Below are 16,877 nucleotides of genomic sequence, written 5' to 3' on the forward strand. Positions count from 1 at the left end.
CCATGATGAAAAAATATATATTAACATTCATTGCTTTAGCAACGTTATGGTCTTGCCAAACAGATGAACAATATCAAAATCACAATCAAGATCCTAAAAATCCTACAGATGTAGGGGATGATTTTCTTTTCACTTCATCCGTAAAAAACCTACAGGATCAATTGGCTAGTCCTAACGTAAATTTTAACATTTTTAGATTCATTTCGCAATATTGGACGGCCACCACTTATCTGGATGAACCAAACTATAATTTAAATAACCGAGGTATTCCAGACAATCACTGGTCTCAATTATATCGTACTGTAATATTCAACATTCAAGATGCTAAAGAAAGAGTTCAGAATAATGAATATATCAGCGAAGGAGAAATAAATGCAAGAACGGCTCAATTAGAATTAATTGAAATATATACCTGGCAAATATTGGTTGATACTTTTGGAAATATCCCTTATTCAGATGCGCTTCAAGCAAGAGAGAATACTTTACCTAAATATGATGACGCTCAGGAAATCTATAACGATCTAATTTCTAGAGTTAGAGCAATTGATTTCGGAGATTCTCAAGGATACTCATCAGCTGATGTTATTTATGGTGGAGATATGAGCAAATGGGAATTATTTGCAAATTCTATTCAATTACGTTTAGGTATGAGAATTGCTGATTTTAACCCTTCCCTTTCTCAAGAAGTTACTGAAGAAGCCTATAGTAATGGAGTTTTCAGCAGCAACTCAGATAATGCTATATTAGCATACGAAGCCAACCCACCTAACACAAATCCTCTTTGGGAAGATTTAGTTCAGAGTGGACGATCAGATTATGTGACAGCAAATACGATAGTTGACATAATGAATAACCTGGAAGATCCTAGAAGAACAGCTTATTTTGATGACAACCTGAATAGTGGTGATTATATAGGGGGTACTTATGGAGCAAGTAATTCTTTCCAAAATTTCACTCACGTAGGCGAAGCTTTTAGAGAACCAACCCATCCAGGGATTCTAATGGATTATGCGGAAGTTGCATTCTTACTTTCTGATGCTGCACTAAACGGATATTCTGTTGGAAGTTCTGCACAAGAACATTATGAACAAGGGATTACAGCATCTATACTTTATTGGGGAGGAACACAATCTGAAGCGGATTCGTATCTCTCTCAAGATGATGTATCATACAATGGTTCCGAACAACAGTTAGGTACCCAATTTTGGATCGCAATGTATGATAATCCATTCCAAGGATGGAATGCATGGAGAACTTATGATGCACCAGAATTTAATTTACCTGATGATACTGGAAATGAAGTACCTTTAAGATACACATATCCAATCGATGAACAAAACCTTAATGAAGGCAATTACAATGAGGCTTCAGAAGCAATTGGAGGTGATGAGCAACAAACTAGAATTTTCTGGGACGTAGACTAATTGATATATTATAAAACTATCAGTAACAAAAACCACCCACTCCAGGGTGGTTTTTTTATTAGATAATTTCTATGCCTACAGAAATTAAAGTATTTTTGCATTATGAAAGAAGCTACAACAATTTTTGGAATAAGAGCAGTTATTGAAGCTATTGAAAGCGGAGAGAGTATTGATAAAATATTTATTCAAAAAGGGCTTTCTGGTGAGCTTTTTTCAGAATTAAAAAGAACTTTATCTAAAGGAAATTACAACATTTCTTATGTTCCGCAAGAAAAACTCTACAAACTTAGCAAAGGCAATCATCAGGGCGTTGTCGCTAAAATAAGTCCAATCGCTTTTAAAGGACTTGAAGAAACTGTAGAACCTATATTAGCTAAAAAAGAAGTTCCCTTTTTTTTACTCTTAGATCAAATAAATGATGTACGTAATTTTGGAGCGATTATCAGAACGGCAGAATGCTGCGGAGTAGATGCCATCATTATTCCAGAGAAAGGCGCGGCTCCTATAAACGCTGATACTGTAAAAACTTCAGCCGGTGCAGTATTTAATATCCCTATCTGTAAAGTCAATCATATAAAAGATGCCGTTTTTTACCTGCAGTCCAGTGGGATTCAAACCGTAGCGGCTACCGAAAAAACCGATAATTTAATTTACAATATAGACTTCAAAAAGCCTACGGCAATCATTATGGGAAATGAAGCCAAAGGAATCTCCCCATCTATCCTAAAAACGATAGACCATAAAGCTAAATTACCTATGCATGGCGAAATTGCCTCCTTAAATGTTTCTGTTGCCTGTGGTGCTTTTTTATATGAAGTAGTTCGACAACGAATCTAAATCTTCTCCCTATAATCATAAAATTGATTTCGACCTTATCTTCCAGCCCGTTTTCATAAGCTTCATCGGGTAATTCTTTCTATAAACTTCTATGCTCATCAAAATGACATACAAATCTATTAGAATTAGATATGTCTATATACGTTTTGGTATTTTTCATCATCCCATTTCTAAATAGAAAACGTCATAACAATTTATAAAAAGAATTGATTCACAATTTTTTTATACACATCTATCCCATTTATAAAGACGAAATAAGTTGAATGGTCATGGAGCACTCTTGTTAGATAATAACTGATTCGGATTTCTTAATCTATAAAAATAGATAGCTAAAAAAATCGTTCGAAAAACCACGAAAGGGTGAACTTCAAAAGACTACGGTTAATATTAAAATTGAAAAACTTTAGAAAAAAACTCCCTATCAAAAAAGCTAAAACGAATTATCATTAAACTTTTATGATATTTTTAGATAAAATTATTAAAATTTAAAAACACATTATTTTTAGGTTGTATTTATCTCCGTTTTTTCACATATGATCAACATAATATTTAATAAAAAAACAGTTATATCTAAAATAAAACAGAATTAACATAAATTTTAACATATGTAGAGACTTTATTATTGCTTTCTTAACTTTTTATTATCATTTTTGAAACGGCTAATTCAAACAATTTTTAAAAATGAAGAAAAAAACTATGATTCTACTGGTGTTTCTTTTAACACTGGTATCACAGGTAGCTCTTGCCTACCAACAAAACACCATAACCGGTACGGTTACCGATTCTGATGGCTTGCCCATCCCAGGTGTTAATGTTATCGTAAAAGGTACTGACAACGGAGTTCAAACAGATTTTGATGGAGTTTATTCTATCGACGCAACAGAGGGCGACATTTTGGTGTTCTCTTTTATTGGTTTAAAAACGGCTGAGTATCCCGTTTCAAATGTTTCTACAATAGATGTAACACTTGAAGAAGATGCATCACAACTAAGTGAAGTTGTAGTTACCGCTCTTGGTATTAAAAGAGATAAGCAAAGTTTAGGTTACGCTCAACAAACCGTTGATGGAGGTAGTCTGGTGAAATCCAGAGAGACCAATGTTAACAATGCTTTAGCGGGTAAAGTAGCAGGTGTTCAGTTTAAAGGAGCACCCAGTTCTGGTTTTGGTAACTCCAATATCCGGTTACGTGGTAACACGGGTGTCCTTTACATAGTAGACAACATAAAGGTACAGAATCCTTCAGATATTATTACAGATGATATTGCAGACATGTCTGTACTTAAAGGTGCCGCCGCTACTGCTTTATATGGGCCTCAAGGGCAAAATGGGGTAATCATTATTACAACAAAAAGTGCGAAAAATGGGCAAAGTAATATTACTATCAATCACAGTACTGCTATAGAAAGTTTATATATCTTACCTGATTACCAAAATGAATACGGTGGCGGATACTCTCAGGACTTTAACACTTTTAATTACGATCCTTCCATTCACCCATCAGATTGGGCTTCTTTTGACGGTCAACAAATGGTGGAGTATTATGCTGATGAGAGTTGGGGGCCTAAGATGGAAGGTCAAATGGTAAGACATTGGGATTCTTGGATTCCAAATACACCAGAATTCGGTAAATTAAGAGCTTTTACACCTCAGCCTGATAATGTTAGAGATTTCTTTGATACAGGAATCACAACAAACACTAATCTTACCTTTTCTAAAGGGGGAGAAGGTTACTCTGTAAGAGCATCCTTAGCTAAAATCGACAGAACTGGAATTATTCCAAACTCAGAACGAAATACCGTTCAAGGATCTATTTCAGCTACTTTAGACATTACAGAAAAGCTTGTTGCTTTTGCAAACGTAAACTATCAAGATAGAAGAACTAATAATTTCCCAAACAACGGATACGGAAATATTGCCTCTAACTTTAACCAATGGTGGCAAAGACAATTAGATATCGATCGTCTAAGAGATTATAGGCGAAATGGAGAAATTGTTTCTTGGAACATTAACGGTCCAACAAACACTTCTCCGCTATATTGGGACATGCCTTTTTTCGATACCGAAGAGAATTTAAATCCCCAGGATAAAAATTCATTCTACGGAAGATTTGGCTTAACATACGATATAACTGATGACTTAAATGCCAGTGTAGAGATCAGAAAAACGCTAAATACTTACGAGAGCTCAGACAGATTTGCTTTTGGAGGTTTAGGGACTCCTTTTTATTCCGAAAGCGAAAATACTAAAGGTACTGATGAAGTATTTGGTATTTTAAATTATGAAACCGACTTATCTGAAGATTTCGACATTAGCGCTAGTTTAGGATTTGAAATTTACGACCAAAACTACAAAAGCATTTATGCAAGTACTACAGGAGGATTAAACGCTGAAGGTTTTTATAGCCTGAACACCTCAACAGGCAGACCAGATGTTTCCAGTTATGTAGAAGATTTTGCTAGAAAATCCACTTTTGCAAAAGCTTCTATAGGTTTTAGAAATATGTTATATATAGATGGAACTGCTCGTTTTGACTGGCAATCTACCGCAGACTCAGAAGCGAATCGAGTTGAAACTTATGGTGGATCTTTAAGTTTCATATTCAGTAAGTTATTAGAAAACAATGATTTCCTTAGTTTTGGTAAATTAAGAGCTAGTATAGCTGAAGCTCCTCTTTTCCCAAATCCTTATCAGCTTTCAGAAACCTTTAGTGTTGGTACACCTTATGCTAGTTATGGTAAACTTTCTGTAAAATCACAGTTATTCAATCCAAATTTAATTGGAGGTGTTAGACAAGAATATGAATTTGGTACTGAACTTAGATTCCTAAATAGTAGGTTTGGTTTAGATGTAACTTACTTCACTAAGAAAGATTCTGAACTACCAGTTGCAGTTACCCTAGATCCTGCAACCGGATATAACTCATTCTTAACCAACTCTGGTGAGCAGACGTATAAAGGTTGGGAATTTGCTTTGAATGTAATACCTATTAAAACAGATAATTTCACTTGGGATCTTACTGCAAACTTAGCAACACTTGAAAGAACTGTAGATAAAATTGCCGATGGTACAACTACAAATGTGTTAGCTGAAACTTGGCGTGGAATTCAGCTACAAGAAAGAACGGGTGAAGAATGGGGCGCTATTTATGGTAGAGCATATCAGCGAGATGATAATGGAAATATTCTTTTATCTTCAACTGGATCACCACAATACGACACAAATCAGTACTTAGGTAACCTTCTTCCAGATTTTACTGGTGGTGCTTCAAGTTACATGACGTTTAAAAACTTTAGTTTAGGTTTAGATTTCGACTTCCAAAAAGGAGGAAAACTTTTCTCTGTAACCAGAATGTTTAATGCATACTCTGGATTAGGTGCAGAGACAATAGGAAACAATGCCTTAGGAAATCCTCAAAGAGATCCAGTAACAGGTGGGGGTGCATCGGTAGCTCTTGCAGATGCAGATACAGACTCAGGTGGTATCTTGATCGAAGGTGTAGACAGCAACACAGGGGAGCCTGTTTCATACCTAGTAGAAGCCCAAACATACTGGGGTAGATTATTTGCATTACATGAAAGATGGTTATATGATGCATCTTATTTCAAATTAAGACAAGCAAGGTTAGACTATACTATTCCTAAAAATGTGCTTGAAAATACCTTTATCAAACAGGCAAACATAGGTGTATTTGCGACCAACCTTTGGTTAATTTATACATCTGTTGATGGAATTGACGTATCCGAATTAGAGGATAACCAAGGAGCAGGAGAGTACGGATGGACAGAAGGAGGACAATCTCCTAACACAAGAACTATCGGACTAAACATTAGTCTAACATTTTAAAAATTTAAAGCATGAAAACAAGAATAAAAAAATCGATAGTTATGCTTTCAGCAGCAGTAATGTCTCTTACTGCCTGCGAAACAGCCGAATTTGGATCATTAAACGAAAACCCAAATGAACCAACAAGCGCTTCACCAAGTATTTTACTATCAAATGTCGAAGGTGCAGTTTCAAATTACGTAGCTGCCACGACTCCAAATCTATATGTTCAATACTTATCAAATGGGCAGTATGACGAAGAATCCAGATATCAAACACTAAATTGGTCATATGAATACTGGTATGGCGTTTTAACCGATTTAAATAGAATAATTGCACTCAATACAAATGAGGAAACTAAAGAAGAAGTATCTGCCAGTGATGCATCAAATGCAAACCAAATAGCTGTAGCTACTATATTAAGAGTTTATATATTTCAGGGAATGACGAACCGTTGGGGCAGACTCCCTTATACAGAAGCTTTAGGAGGATTGGGTAATCAATTTCCTGTTTATGATTCTCAGGAAGAAATCTACAAAGGGCTTTTTGCAGAACTTGATTCCGCTTTAGGAATGATTGAAGCTGGTAGTGGTCCCAATGGAGATTACTTATTTGGAGGAGATATGACAAGATGGGAACAATTTGGGCAAACTCTCAAAATGGTTATGGGCTTAAGACTTTCTGAAGCAGATCCTACATTAGGAAAAACTAAATTCAACGAAGCTCTCGGTAACGTAATCACTTCGAATACAGAAAACTTTTTTTACCCTTACTTAGGTGATGAAAATAATGATAACCCCTGGGAAGATAGGTTTTATGCTCCAAGTTTCCGTAGAGATTATTTAGTTAGTGATGTTTTTGTAAATGCTCTGATAGGATCTGGAAACTCCACCACTCCTGAAGATCCCAGACTAGCTAAAATGGCAGAACCTGCATTAAACAGCGGTACTTTTGTTGGAGCTCCTTACGGAAAATCTAACTCTGACACAGATAGTTACTCATTCATTACTCAAGATATAATTAATAATATGCAAGCTCCACTATATATGTTTACATATGCAGAGGTCTTATTTGCTAGAGCTGAAGCCGCTGCATTAGGATGGACTTCTGAAGATGCATCAAGTTTATACGAAGATGCAATAGCAGCTTCTATGGCTCAATGGAGAGTTTCTGACTCTGCTGCAAATGCTTATATCGCGTCCAATCCATATACAGGTTTGGAATCTATAGGCTATGAAAAATGGGTTGCTCTTTACTTACAGGGATATGACTCTTGGGCAGAATGGAGAAGAATGTTAGCTGCCGGTTACGAAAAAGAGCTAACCGCTCCTGAAGATCTATTGAGTAATGCAACAGACATTCCAGACAGAGATGGATATCCGGCTACAGCACAATCTGTAAACGAACAAAATTATAATGATGCGATAGAAGCCCAAGGACCAGATCTGTTAAATACAAAACTTTGGATTTTTAAATAAATTTTATTTAACAATTAAAAACCAGCCACTTAGCTGGTTTTTTTTTATTTTAGAACACATTCATCACTAATCTACGAATAATGAAAAAAATAAAAACTTTTGCAGTATACGCTATATTTATTTCTTCACTTTCTTCTCTAATGACTGCTCAAACAAGCCTGGGATCTTCTAATCTTGCCGACGGTGTAAAAGTTATGAGAAGCAATAGGAATTCTACTCCATTTTTAATGAACGAATTCAAAGTAGGCTATGGCGTTTATGAGAATGGCGAGACCACAACACCACAAAAGATAAACTATGATGCTTATGGCAATTCCCTAGTTTATAAGGATGCGGGATCGGGACAGACCCTTAAAATGTTAGATGCAAAATTTGTAGGATTTATAATTAAATCTGAAGAAGGTGATGTAATCTTTGCTAAAATTGAAGGGAATGCTTTTGACAAAGAGAAGAATGAAGAAAGGTATTATCAATTGGTTTCTCCCCCGTCCAAAGCAGTTATTATTGAGTATGAAAAAGAATTCGATGATCCTAACGCAAATGGATGGACAAGTAGCCAGAACAATACAAAAACTGGTGAGTATGACATGGATACGAAATATTACATATTAAATAAAAACAAGAAATATGAAGAAGTAAAACTTAAAGAAAAATCTTTACTGAAAGTATATAAAGACAAGAAAGATCAATTATCAAAGTACATTAAAACTAATAACATCGATATAGATTCACCTGAAGATATGGTTCCCCTTGTAGAATATTATCTATCACTATAAATACTTTTTCAGAAACAACTGTATTAAAAAGAAGAGTTTAACTACTCTTCTTTTTGATTTCATAAAAGTTATTAAATAATATACTTTCGATTTGGAATATTCGAAATACAATAGATAGCTATATTGAGAAACAGAGAAAATATTGAAAATTCAGAACGACAAAGTGATATAGCGCAGATACGACTATTATTCCAGAAAATGTTGGGTAATATAGAGACCGCAAAAACTTCAGCGGGAACCGCACTTATCCTCCCTTATCTGTAAAAGCGATCATATTAAAGATACCGTTTTTTATATTCAGTAGACAGGAATTCAAAACGTTGCCGCTACAGAAAAAACTAATGAATAATCAACAATATCGACTTTAAAAAGCCTATACTAATCATTATTGAGCTTAAGCCAAAATAGTCCCTCCATATCCTATCCTAATAAATCAGCGATCAAAAAGCTAAACATACCCTTCATCACACTGAAAATGCATCCTTAAATGTTTCTGTAGCCTGCAACCCTTTTTTCTATGAAGTAGTCCAAAACGCATTTAATCTTTCTTATTTTTTTGCTCTTTATAGATATAATTGATTTCGATCTTATCCTCCTGCTCATCTTCAGTAATTTCATCGGGTAGTTTTTCTATAAAATTCCCATGTTCATCGAAATGCCGCATAAAGTCATCCTCTTCTTCATCATAATCAGGATGCTCCCATATATATTTAGGAGGTTCTGCTATATTTTTTTTAAAAATAAATGCAAAAAATAAGCCCACAATTAACCCAGAAAGATGTCCCTCCCATGAAATTTCAGGATCGATCGGCGTAACATACCATAACAATCCCCCATAGAGAAAAACGACCATTAGCGAAAGCGCAACTAATCGATAATATTTGGAGAAAATTCCCTTAAAAAATAAAAATGAAGCCAGTAAATAAATAATTCCACTGGCCCCTATATGATAAGCAGGTCTTGCTATTAACCAGGTAATAAAGCCAGTGAATAAAAAACCATATCCTAAAACCTTCCAGCTAATACTTTTATAGAAATAAAAGAGTGCCATTGAAAGCACAAAAAGCGGTATAGTATTATTGAATAAATGTTTTATTCCACTATGAATAAAAGGTGAAAAAATAATACCCAACAAGCCACTAAGCTTTCTGGGAAAAATCCCCAAATAATTAAAATTTACCCCAAATCGAACTTCTATCCAAAAAACAATCCAGATAGCAAGGATAAACAGCACAGGATAGCCCACTACACCCGGGGTAAAATTAAAATCAGTTTTTCGATTCACACTTAAAAGATTTAAAATAATACTACAAAAAAATAACCAATATCACTTAACAGAGATTTTGTCATTCTAATTTTTACATTTGCAAAATGAATGAGCCATTAGCAGAGAGACTTCGACCAAAAACATTAGACCAGTATTTGAGTCAGACGCACCTTATTGGCGAAAAAGGTGCTTTACGCCAACAAATTAAGCGAGGTATTATCCCTTCCATGATTTTTTGGGGACCTCCAGGTGTTGGCAAGACAACTCTAGCTAATATTATTGCCAACGAATCAGATCGACCTTTTTTCACTTTAAGTGCAATTAGTAGTGGAGTAAAAGATGTACGTGAAGTTATTGAGAAGGCGAAGCGAAGCGATGGATTATTCACGACAAAAAGTCCGATTCTATTTATCGATGAGATTCACCGCTTTAGTAAATCACAACAAGACTCCCTATTAGGAGCGGTAGAAAAAGGCTGGGTTACCTTAATTGGTGCTACTACTGAAAATCCAAGTTTCGAGGTCATCTCGGCTTTGCTTTCCAGATGCCAGGTATATGTTTTAAAACCCTTTTCTAAAGAAGATCTAATCGCATTGCTAAACAGGGCAATGAAAGAAGATAAAATAATTGCTTCTAAAAATATCAAATTAAAGGAAACCGAGGCTATTTTAAGACTCAGTGGTGGTGATGCCAGAAAATTGTTAAACATCTTTGAGTTACTGGTAAACTCCAGCGATGAAGGCACTGAAATTACGAATGATATGGTTTTTGAAAAAGTACAACAAAACACTGTGCTTTACGATAAAACCGGGGAACAGCATTATGATATCATTTCAGCATTCATAAAATCCATTCGGGGTAGTGATCCTAATGGAGCGGTATATTGGTTAGCCCGAATGATTGAAGGTGGTGAAGATGTAAAATTTATCGCAAGAAGAATGCTTATTTTAGCCAGCGAAGACATTGGTAATGCTAACCCTACTGCTTTGGTTATTGCCAATAATACCTTCCAGGCTGTAAACACCATTGGTTACCCTGAAGCCCGGATTATATTAAGCCAATGTGCTACTTACCTGGCCACCTCGCCAAAGAGCAATGCGGCGTACGAAGCGATTGGTAAAGCTTTGAGCCTGGTTAAAAAAACCGGCAATTTACCAGTACCCCTGGAAATTAGAAACGCTCCAACAAAACTAATGAAAGATTTAGGCTATGGTGAAAATTACAAATATGCCCATAGCTATGAAGGCAATTTTGTTAAAGCTGAATTTTTACCGGACGAGATTCGAAATACCATTCTCTACGAACCGGGAAATAATTCCAGAGAAAACTCACAGCGCGAATTTCTTAAGAAACGTTGGTCTGGTAAATACAATTACTAATGCTGAAGTTTATATGTCGTTTTAACAGACTTACCGGCCTGACGATCAAAAATTTCCACAACAAGATCCCCGTTATCGGCGAAATAAGCCATCCCCTGTTTTGTTAGGGAGTTATAAATAAAATTATCCGATCCATCTGAATCTATGAGCATGGCAAAAGGTTCTGCCATTCCTTTTTGATAAAAACCGTAACCCGATTCGTTTTCTTCTAAAAAATAAAGAGCCTTGTCATTGGTATAAAACTTACCTTTAGTTGCTCCTATAGTAGCATCTTCTACGTCCATTTCATTTTGCTCAACGTCTTCAACTTCTTTCTCTGCTGCATTGGTCGCTTCAGTGGTACTAGAAACTGCTACTGATTCTTTTTTTGGAGTTTCGGCAACTATTGGGTCTTCGCTATATGTATAATTTAGATCCTCTAAAGAGGTAAAAGCATCTCTTAAAGCTTCATGATAAGCTTTTTTATAGTCCTTCTCTCTACTCCTACCCTCTTCCGAAGCATACACCACATTCCCATAACAATCTTTTAGCTGAAAAACCATCTTAGTAACAAACAGTCCTGAATTATTCTGAACATCAGCTTCCAGTGCCAGACAATTATTAGATTGCAGTTCTGCCGGCTTTTCTGCGCTTTTCATTACGGTTGAAAAGCCATATTTTTCTAATAAAAATTTGGTCAATGCATTAAGCTGATACTGATTTTTCTCTTTGGCAAATTCAAACTTTTCAGGTACGATTACATATTTATAATCGTTAACACTTTTTTGCCCATAAGTAATTACCGTAAAGAATATCGCGAATAAAACTAAAAGTTTTTTCATAATTATAAGTATTTAAAAATCGGTGTAAAATAACAAATATGGCTTGTATTACCTAAATTAGAGATACAGATTAATATTTTTTAAATTATTCAAACCTATAACATCATTATAGGTCGACTTATTGTAATAGTCAAAATAAATCGTCTGCAAACCAAAATCGGCAGCACCAATAATATCAGCTTCATAATTATCACCTATCATTACTGATGTTTGCGGTATTGCATTTGCTTTTCTTAAGGAGATATCAAAAATATCAGGGTGTGGCTTTTTTACTCCTGCTTCCTCAGAAGTAGTGATGGTATCAAAATAGCTTAGGATATTAGAGTTCTTCAGTTTTCTATGCTGAACTTCTTCAAATCCGTTAGTAATAATATGAAGCTTATATTTTTTAGAAAGATAATCTAATGCTTCTATTCCGCCTTCCAATAGATGATTATATTCAGAAAGATAAAGAATATAATCGTTAGCTAATTTATTTACCATTACGTCTTCAACCTGATAGGAAAGCGCCACAAAAGAATCTTTTAATCTACCGTAACGCAATTTTTCTTTAGACACCAGATTTTTTCGATAATTCTCCCAATATTCATAATTGATAGGAATATAAATTTCCAAAAACCGTGGAAGGTCCAGATCAATTTGATTCAGTTTAAAAATATATTCGAAAGTAAGCGCCGAGTTTTTATCGAAATCCCATAAGGTATGGTCCAAATCAAAAAAAACATGTGCTATATTATTCAATTTCATGAATCTGCTTTAATAGTGAATAATATCTTTTATTATTGTAATATTCAGAAAAATCCTCATTCTTAAAAATCGCCCTAAAAGTTCCGTCTACTTCTTTGACCCTTTCATGAATTTTAGCGATTTCCTTTTTCAATTCTTCAGAACCATATTTTTTTCCCACATTAGAATTAAAAATATAAGGGTGTATTTTAAGCGGACTGGTAATTTCTAAATTAATATCATAAAACAAATAAGAAAAACTAGTTCCCGCCCTAAAACCCAGATCGTCTGGATAGCCCATAGAGTAATCGTTGTCAAATTCCAATTCTGCCAGGGTATTAAAATGTTCTGGAATTCCTAAATCATAACGGGCATTTAAAACATTTTCTAATGGATAATGGATAATATTTTCTAAACGGAATTTTTCTGTCTTAAGTACTTTTAAAGTTTGTGAAGAATAGTGCCCTAACAGCAAACCGATTTTAGCATAATCTGAAACATATTTTATATTAGATCGATATGGGATCCTGTTATAATTTATATTCCTATCATACAAAGTAAAGTCGGATACTTTAAACATGAATATTGCTGAAATTGAATGCTTTTTTATAAGGGAGACTAAATCATCAAAAACATCAAATGGATCTTTCTTTATCTTCATCCAGGATTTTACACGATCAAAAAAACGATGAAAATGTAACTTCATAAGATCATTGCCCCAACCAACCACACTTCTAATAATCCCTTTATTATTAAACACAAATCCTTGTGCTACCGCAAAAATACTTTCTACCTGAAACTGGGCATTTTTAAATTCCATCTCTGGGAATTTATCCTTTAAAACCTTTTTAAAATTCTGTACCCAGAGATCTACAACCGGAGTTTTTAAAAAACTCTCTTTATAGGCAAGACTTTCTGAAACCGGAAATCTGCCCGCTTCATCTTTTACATGTGGCAGATATTCTTCGTAACGGGTAAGTAAATAAAAGGATGCCGCAAAAATATCGAAAGGCAAATCACTATTTTCGCTAACGGGAAAGAAACAAACGGTATTACCCCATGGCTGTACTTTTATCTCTAATTCCCCAAAACCATGCTCTAATAAAATATCGGTATTCTGAATAAAAAACTCGTTTCCCAAAGCTTGTTTTCCGTAGGACATTTTAAAGCCATCATGCGCTACAAACTCTTCGATTTTAGAAGTAAATTTTATCTGAATCCCAAGCATATTAGTACAGATATGCTTAAAGATATAGATAATTCTCGGAGTAACTTTTTGAGTGTAGACCAGTAGCATTGAGGGTAGTTTTATAAGATCGCTTCGTCTGCAAAGCTAAAATAGGACATTTCAGTTACAATTATATGATCCAGCACTTTTATATCCAGACTTTCTGAAGCAATCTTTAGTTTTTGGGTTAAATTCTTATCAGCTATACTAGGTTTTAAAGTTCCGGAAGGATGATTGTGCGCAAGGATTATAGCAACGGCTCCAAGCTCTAAAGCCTTTTTCATCGTAAGCCTTACATCTACTAATGTTCCTGTAATTCCACCTTTACTGAGTTGAAGCTTATCAATCACCTTATTGGAATTATTTAAATAAATAATCCAAAATTCCTCGTGTGGTAATTCACCAATTAAGGGCTGCATTAATTCAAAAACAGATCTGCTTGATGTGATTTTGATTCTTTCTAAGGCACTTTCTAAACGTCTTCTTCGGCCAAGCTCTAAAGCAGCGATTATAGTAATTGCTTTCGCTTCTCCAATTCCTTTAAACTTACAAAGCTGGCCAACAGAAAGTTTCCCTAATTCGCTAAGATTATTTTGGGTAGCTGCTAAAATTCGTTTACTAAGCTCTACTGCGGTTTCTTTACGATTACCAGAACCTATTAAAATAGCTATTAATTCAGAGTCACTTAAAGCAAGCTTCCCCTTTTTAAGTAATTTTTCCCGAGGCCTATCGTCTATAGCCCACTTTTTAATACTCAAGCCTTTTGATTGCTCTTCCATACCATTAAAATACAATAGATTACGAGAGCAATAAAGATTTTTTACCAATTAATTTTATAATTCGTTTACCAGTTGCTCTAAATCTATTCCTCCGTAATTTCCGCTACTCATAAAAAGTAAGACTGAATTATCGAAATTCGATGTTTTAAGGTAATTTTCTAAATCTGCCGTTTCAGTAATAATTCTTAGATCGTCTCTTCCAAAAGCAGATGTTATAATCGCAGAAGAAATAGGCTTCAAATTTTTATGAGTCACGGCTTCCAAAGAGTAAAAAACAATAGCTTCATCTGCTGCATTAAGTGAATTTTTATATTCAGTAATAAAATCTTCGTTTAAGCTACTAAAGGTATGAAGCTCTAAGCAAGCAATTATTTTTTTACCCTGGAACTGTTCCTTTACTGCTTTCAAACTGGCGTTTACTTTAGAAGGGCTATGGGCAAAATCCTTAAAAGCGATAAAATCACTAGATTCCTTAATTTTCTGAAGTCTTTTTGAAGCTCCTTTGAAGCTTGCTATAGCCTCATAGAAATCTTCCTCATCTATCCCCATATGCTGGCAAACCCATTTAGCTCCTGCAAGATTACTAAGATTATGCTTTCCAAAAATCTCTAAAGGCATATCTCCTTCTGGTGTTACCAAAATTGTCTCACCATCCTCTATGTAATATTCGGGAGTATGGTAAGGATGTTTTCGAATAGGATTAGTGCTATTTTCAACCATCTTCTTTAATTCGGGTTCCTCTTCATTATATACCAGTATACCACCATTAACTATCTTGCTTACAAAAATCCTAAACTGCTCTATATAATCTTCATAGGTAGGAAATACGTTAATATGATCCCAGGCAATACCGCTTAACAATGCTATATTAGGTTCATAAAGATGAAATTTTGGTCGGAGATCTATAGCTGAGGATAAATATTCATCCCCTTCAATGACAATAAAATCATTATCATCATTAAGCTGAATAGTATTCTCTAATCCTTCTAATTGTGCCCCAACCATATAATCTACCTGCCGATCGTGATAATGCATTACATGCAAAATCATACTGGTAATTGTCGTTTTACCATGAGAACCACCAACTACCACTCGGGTTTTTGTCTTGGATTGCTCGAAGATAAACTCTGGATAAGAATATATTTTTATACCTAATTCCTGGGCCTTGAGAAGTTCAGGATTATCTTTCTTGGCATGCATACCAAGGATCACGGCATCGAGATCGCGAGTAATTTTTTCTGGAAACCAACCAGGATTTGATGGCAAAATCCCGGATTTTTCAAGGGCAGATTTAGACGGTTCAAAAATAGCATCATCACTTCCAGCAACGTTAAAACCTTTTTTATGTAGTGCTATGGCTAAAGCATGCATCGCACTCCCGCCAATAGCTATAAAATGAATGTTCATTATATCGATTTTCAGCAAATGTAATTATTGCTGTATTAAAAGAGAAGCTATACATTACATATCCTTAATATCTTCCTGAAGTTCTAAAGCAACCTCGGCTTCAGCATCATATTCCAAAGATTTTGTAATATATTTTTTAGCTCCTATCTTATTTCCTTGTTTTTTTGAAAGTTGTGCTAATTTAAGATAAGCTTCGGCAGGTGTTTTAAGATCCAGATAATTAAAACCTTTTACAAACTTTGCCATTAACTCATCAACTTCTGAAGAAGCCACCTGAAAGCGCACAGCCTCCTGAGCTAATTCAAAATACAGGTAGTTCCTAATTAATAAAGAGGGATCTTTCTTTGCCTCCTGTATAGCTTTATTTATAAAATCTCCAGCAGTCACAGTATTATCTTTATAAGCATAAATAAAAGCCATAGCAATGCAGTAGTCCAACCTGCTTAGCTGCTTTATTTTTTTGGCTTGAGATAAGGCTTTTTCAAAATCACCTCCTAGCATCGAAGGCAATTCAAGATATAATTGTGATAAAGCTCGATGACTTTCTACATGATTAGGATCTAAACTTACCGCTTTTTCCAGATACTTTTTAATATCTGGAATTAAAAATGCAGCCTGGAATTTACTTATTTCCATAGCTTTCATCCCAAGAGCACCGCCTAGTTTAAAATTATAAAGTGCGCAATCTGGTTTTAACTCCAACAATTCCTGATAATAACTTATAGCACTATCCCATTGTTTCAGATGGCTATTAATATCCCCCAAATAGAGTTTTCCGTATTCCGAATCAGCATAATTCTCTTTTAAAAAATCCTTCGCGTGAAGAATTTTATTTTCGGCTAACAAAGTTTCTACAATTTCTAATTTTTTCTGCGAAAAAGCGGAAAAACTTGCCCCTATTAAGAGAACAAAAAATAGTCTTTTTACCTGCAA

At 34.9% G+C, this 16,877-nt stretch carries 14 protein-coding genes; 7 read left to right on the top strand and 7 right to left on the bottom strand.

From position 1 onward, the window contains the following. The first annotated feature begins 5 nt into the window (after positions 1-5). The 6 genes from AC13DP_RS06445 to AC13DP_RS06470 all read left to right on the top strand — a co-directional run bounded on the left by AC13DP_RS06445 (position 6) and on the right by AC13DP_RS06470 (position 8,601). Positions 6-1,424 (top strand): SusD/RagB family nutrient-binding outer membrane lipoprotein, encoded by a 1,419-nt coding sequence (locus AC13DP_RS06445; protein ID WP_041579082.1) that lies wholly within the window; start codon positions 6-8, stop codon positions 1,422-1,424. Between the two features lie 102 nt (positions 1,425-1,526). Continuing rightward, positions 1,527-2,261: a 23S rRNA (guanosine(2251)-2'-O)-methyltransferase RlmB gene (rlmB, locus tag AC13DP_RS06450; protein WP_013073272.1), complete on the top strand. Its 735-nt coding sequence runs from the start codon at positions 1,527-1,529 to the stop codon at positions 2,259-2,261. 681 nt (positions 2,262-2,942) lie between these two features. Then, positions 2,943-6,104: a SusC/RagA family TonB-linked outer membrane protein gene (locus AC13DP_RS06455; protein ID WP_013073273.1), complete on the top strand. Its 3,162-nt coding sequence runs from the start codon at positions 2,943-2,945 to the stop codon at positions 6,102-6,104. A gap of 11 nt (positions 6,105-6,115) precedes the next feature. Then, positions 6,116-7,561 carry a SusD/RagB family nutrient-binding outer membrane lipoprotein gene (locus tag AC13DP_RS06460; protein ID WP_013073274.1) on the top strand — a complete coding sequence of 482 codons (1,446 nt, stop codon included), beginning with the start codon at positions 6,116-6,118 and terminating at the stop codon, positions 7,559-7,561. Between the two features lie 80 nt (positions 7,562-7,641). Further along, positions 7,642-8,337 carry a hypothetical protein gene (locus tag AC13DP_RS06465; protein WP_013073275.1) on the top strand — a complete coding sequence of 232 codons (696 nt, stop codon included), beginning with the start codon at positions 7,642-7,644 and terminating at the stop codon, positions 8,335-8,337. A gap of 123 nt (positions 8,338-8,460) precedes the next feature. Beyond that, a complete protein-coding gene (locus tag AC13DP_RS06470; protein ID WP_013073276.1) occupies positions 8,461-8,601 on the top strand; it encodes a hypothetical protein in 141 nt (46 codons plus the stop codon). Between the two features lie 274 nt (positions 8,602-8,875). Here the strand turns inward: AC13DP_RS06470 and AC13DP_RS06475 are convergent, their stop codons facing one another. After that, a complete protein-coding gene (locus AC13DP_RS06475; RefSeq protein ID WP_013073277.1) occupies positions 8,876-9,622 on the bottom strand; it encodes a rhomboid family intramembrane serine protease in 747 nt (248 codons plus the stop codon). 86 nt (positions 9,623-9,708) lie between these two features. On the opposite strand from AC13DP_RS06475, the gene AC13DP_RS06480 reads away from it, so the two are divergent. Next, positions 9,709-10,983 carry a replication-associated recombination protein A gene (locus AC13DP_RS06480; RefSeq protein WP_013073278.1) on the top strand — a complete coding sequence of 425 codons (1,275 nt, stop codon included), beginning with the start codon at positions 9,709-9,711 and terminating at the stop codon, positions 10,981-10,983. Here AC13DP_RS06480 and AC13DP_RS06485 read toward each other — a convergent pair. From AC13DP_RS06485 to AC13DP_RS06510, 6 genes are read right to left on the bottom strand one after another with little or no spacing between them, the layout of a single operon-like run. After that, a complete protein-coding gene (locus tag AC13DP_RS06485; RefSeq protein WP_013073279.1) occupies positions 10,980-11,804 on the bottom strand; it encodes a hypothetical protein in 825 nt (274 codons plus the stop codon). The two genes, AC13DP_RS06480 and AC13DP_RS06485, sit on opposite strands and share 4 nt — an antisense overlap. Positions 11,805-11,861: 57 nt before the next feature. Next, positions 11,862-12,551, bottom strand: coding sequence for a YjjG family noncanonical pyrimidine nucleotidase (locus tag AC13DP_RS06490; protein WP_013073280.1), 690 nt, complete (start codon positions 12,549-12,551; stop codon positions 11,862-11,864). Next, positions 12,538-13,827 (bottom strand): polysaccharide deacetylase family protein, encoded by a 1,290-nt coding sequence (locus tag AC13DP_RS06495; protein ID WP_339810571.1) that lies wholly within the window; start codon positions 13,825-13,827, stop codon positions 12,538-12,540. The genes AC13DP_RS06490 and AC13DP_RS06495 overlap by 14 nt, the downstream gene beginning before the upstream one ends. Positions 13,828-13,838: 11 nt before the next feature. Continuing rightward, positions 13,839-14,537: a RadC family protein gene (radC, locus tag AC13DP_RS06500; RefSeq protein WP_013073282.1), complete on the bottom strand. Its 699-nt coding sequence runs from the start codon at positions 14,535-14,537 to the stop codon at positions 13,839-13,841. A 54-nt stretch (positions 14,538-14,591) separates the two neighbouring features. After that, positions 14,592-15,944, bottom strand: coding sequence for a UDP-N-acetylmuramate--L-alanine ligase (locus AC13DP_RS06505; protein WP_339810573.1), 1,353 nt, complete (start codon positions 15,942-15,944; stop codon positions 14,592-14,594). A 54-nt stretch (positions 15,945-15,998) separates the two neighbouring features. After that, a complete protein-coding gene (locus tag AC13DP_RS06510; RefSeq protein WP_339810575.1) occupies positions 15,999-16,877 on the bottom strand; it encodes a tetratricopeptide repeat protein in 879 nt (292 codons plus the stop codon).

It is taken from the genome of Zunongwangia sp. L-65 (assembly GCF_056859415.1).

What these genes read in the sequence shown, in the direction of transcription:
- AC13DP_RS06445 (WP_041579082.1), top strand. Translation starts at nt 6, where the DNA reads ATGAAAAAATATATATTAACATTCATTGCTTTAGCAACGTTATGGTCT.
- rlmB (WP_013073272.1), top strand. Translation starts at nt 1,527, where the DNA reads ATGAAAGAAGCTACAACAATTTTTGGAATAAGAGCAGTTATTGAAGCT.
- AC13DP_RS06455 (WP_013073273.1), top strand. Translation starts at nt 2,943, where the DNA reads ATGAAGAAAAAAACTATGATTCTACTGGTGTTTCTTTTAACACTGGTA.
- AC13DP_RS06460 (WP_013073274.1), top strand. Translation starts at nt 6,116, where the DNA reads ATGAAAACAAGAATAAAAAAATCGATAGTTATGCTTTCAGCAGCAGTA.
- AC13DP_RS06465 (WP_013073275.1), top strand. Translation starts at nt 7,642, where the DNA reads ATGAAAAAAATAAAAACTTTTGCAGTATACGCTATATTTATTTCTTCA.
- AC13DP_RS06480 (WP_013073278.1), top strand. Translation starts at nt 9,709, where the DNA reads ATGAATGAGCCATTAGCAGAGAGACTTCGACCAAAAACATTAGACCAG.
- AC13DP_RS06485 (WP_013073279.1), bottom strand. Translation starts at nt 11,804, where the DNA reads ATGAAAAAACTTTTAGTTTTATTCGCGATATTCTTTACGGTAATTACT.
- AC13DP_RS06490 (WP_013073280.1), bottom strand. Translation starts at nt 12,551, where the DNA reads ATGAAATTGAATAATATAGCACATGTTTTTTTTGATTTGGACCATACC.
- AC13DP_RS06495 (WP_339810571.1), bottom strand. Translation starts at nt 13,827, where the DNA reads ATGCTACTGGTCTACACTCAAAAAGTTACTCCGAGAATTATCTATATC.
- radC (WP_013073282.1), bottom strand. Translation starts at nt 14,537, where the DNA reads ATGGAAGAGCAATCAAAAGGCTTGAGTATTAAAAAGTGGGCTATAGAC.
- AC13DP_RS06505 (WP_339810573.1), bottom strand. Translation starts at nt 15,944, where the DNA reads ATGAACATTCATTTTATAGCTATTGGCGGGAGTGCGATGCATGCTTTA.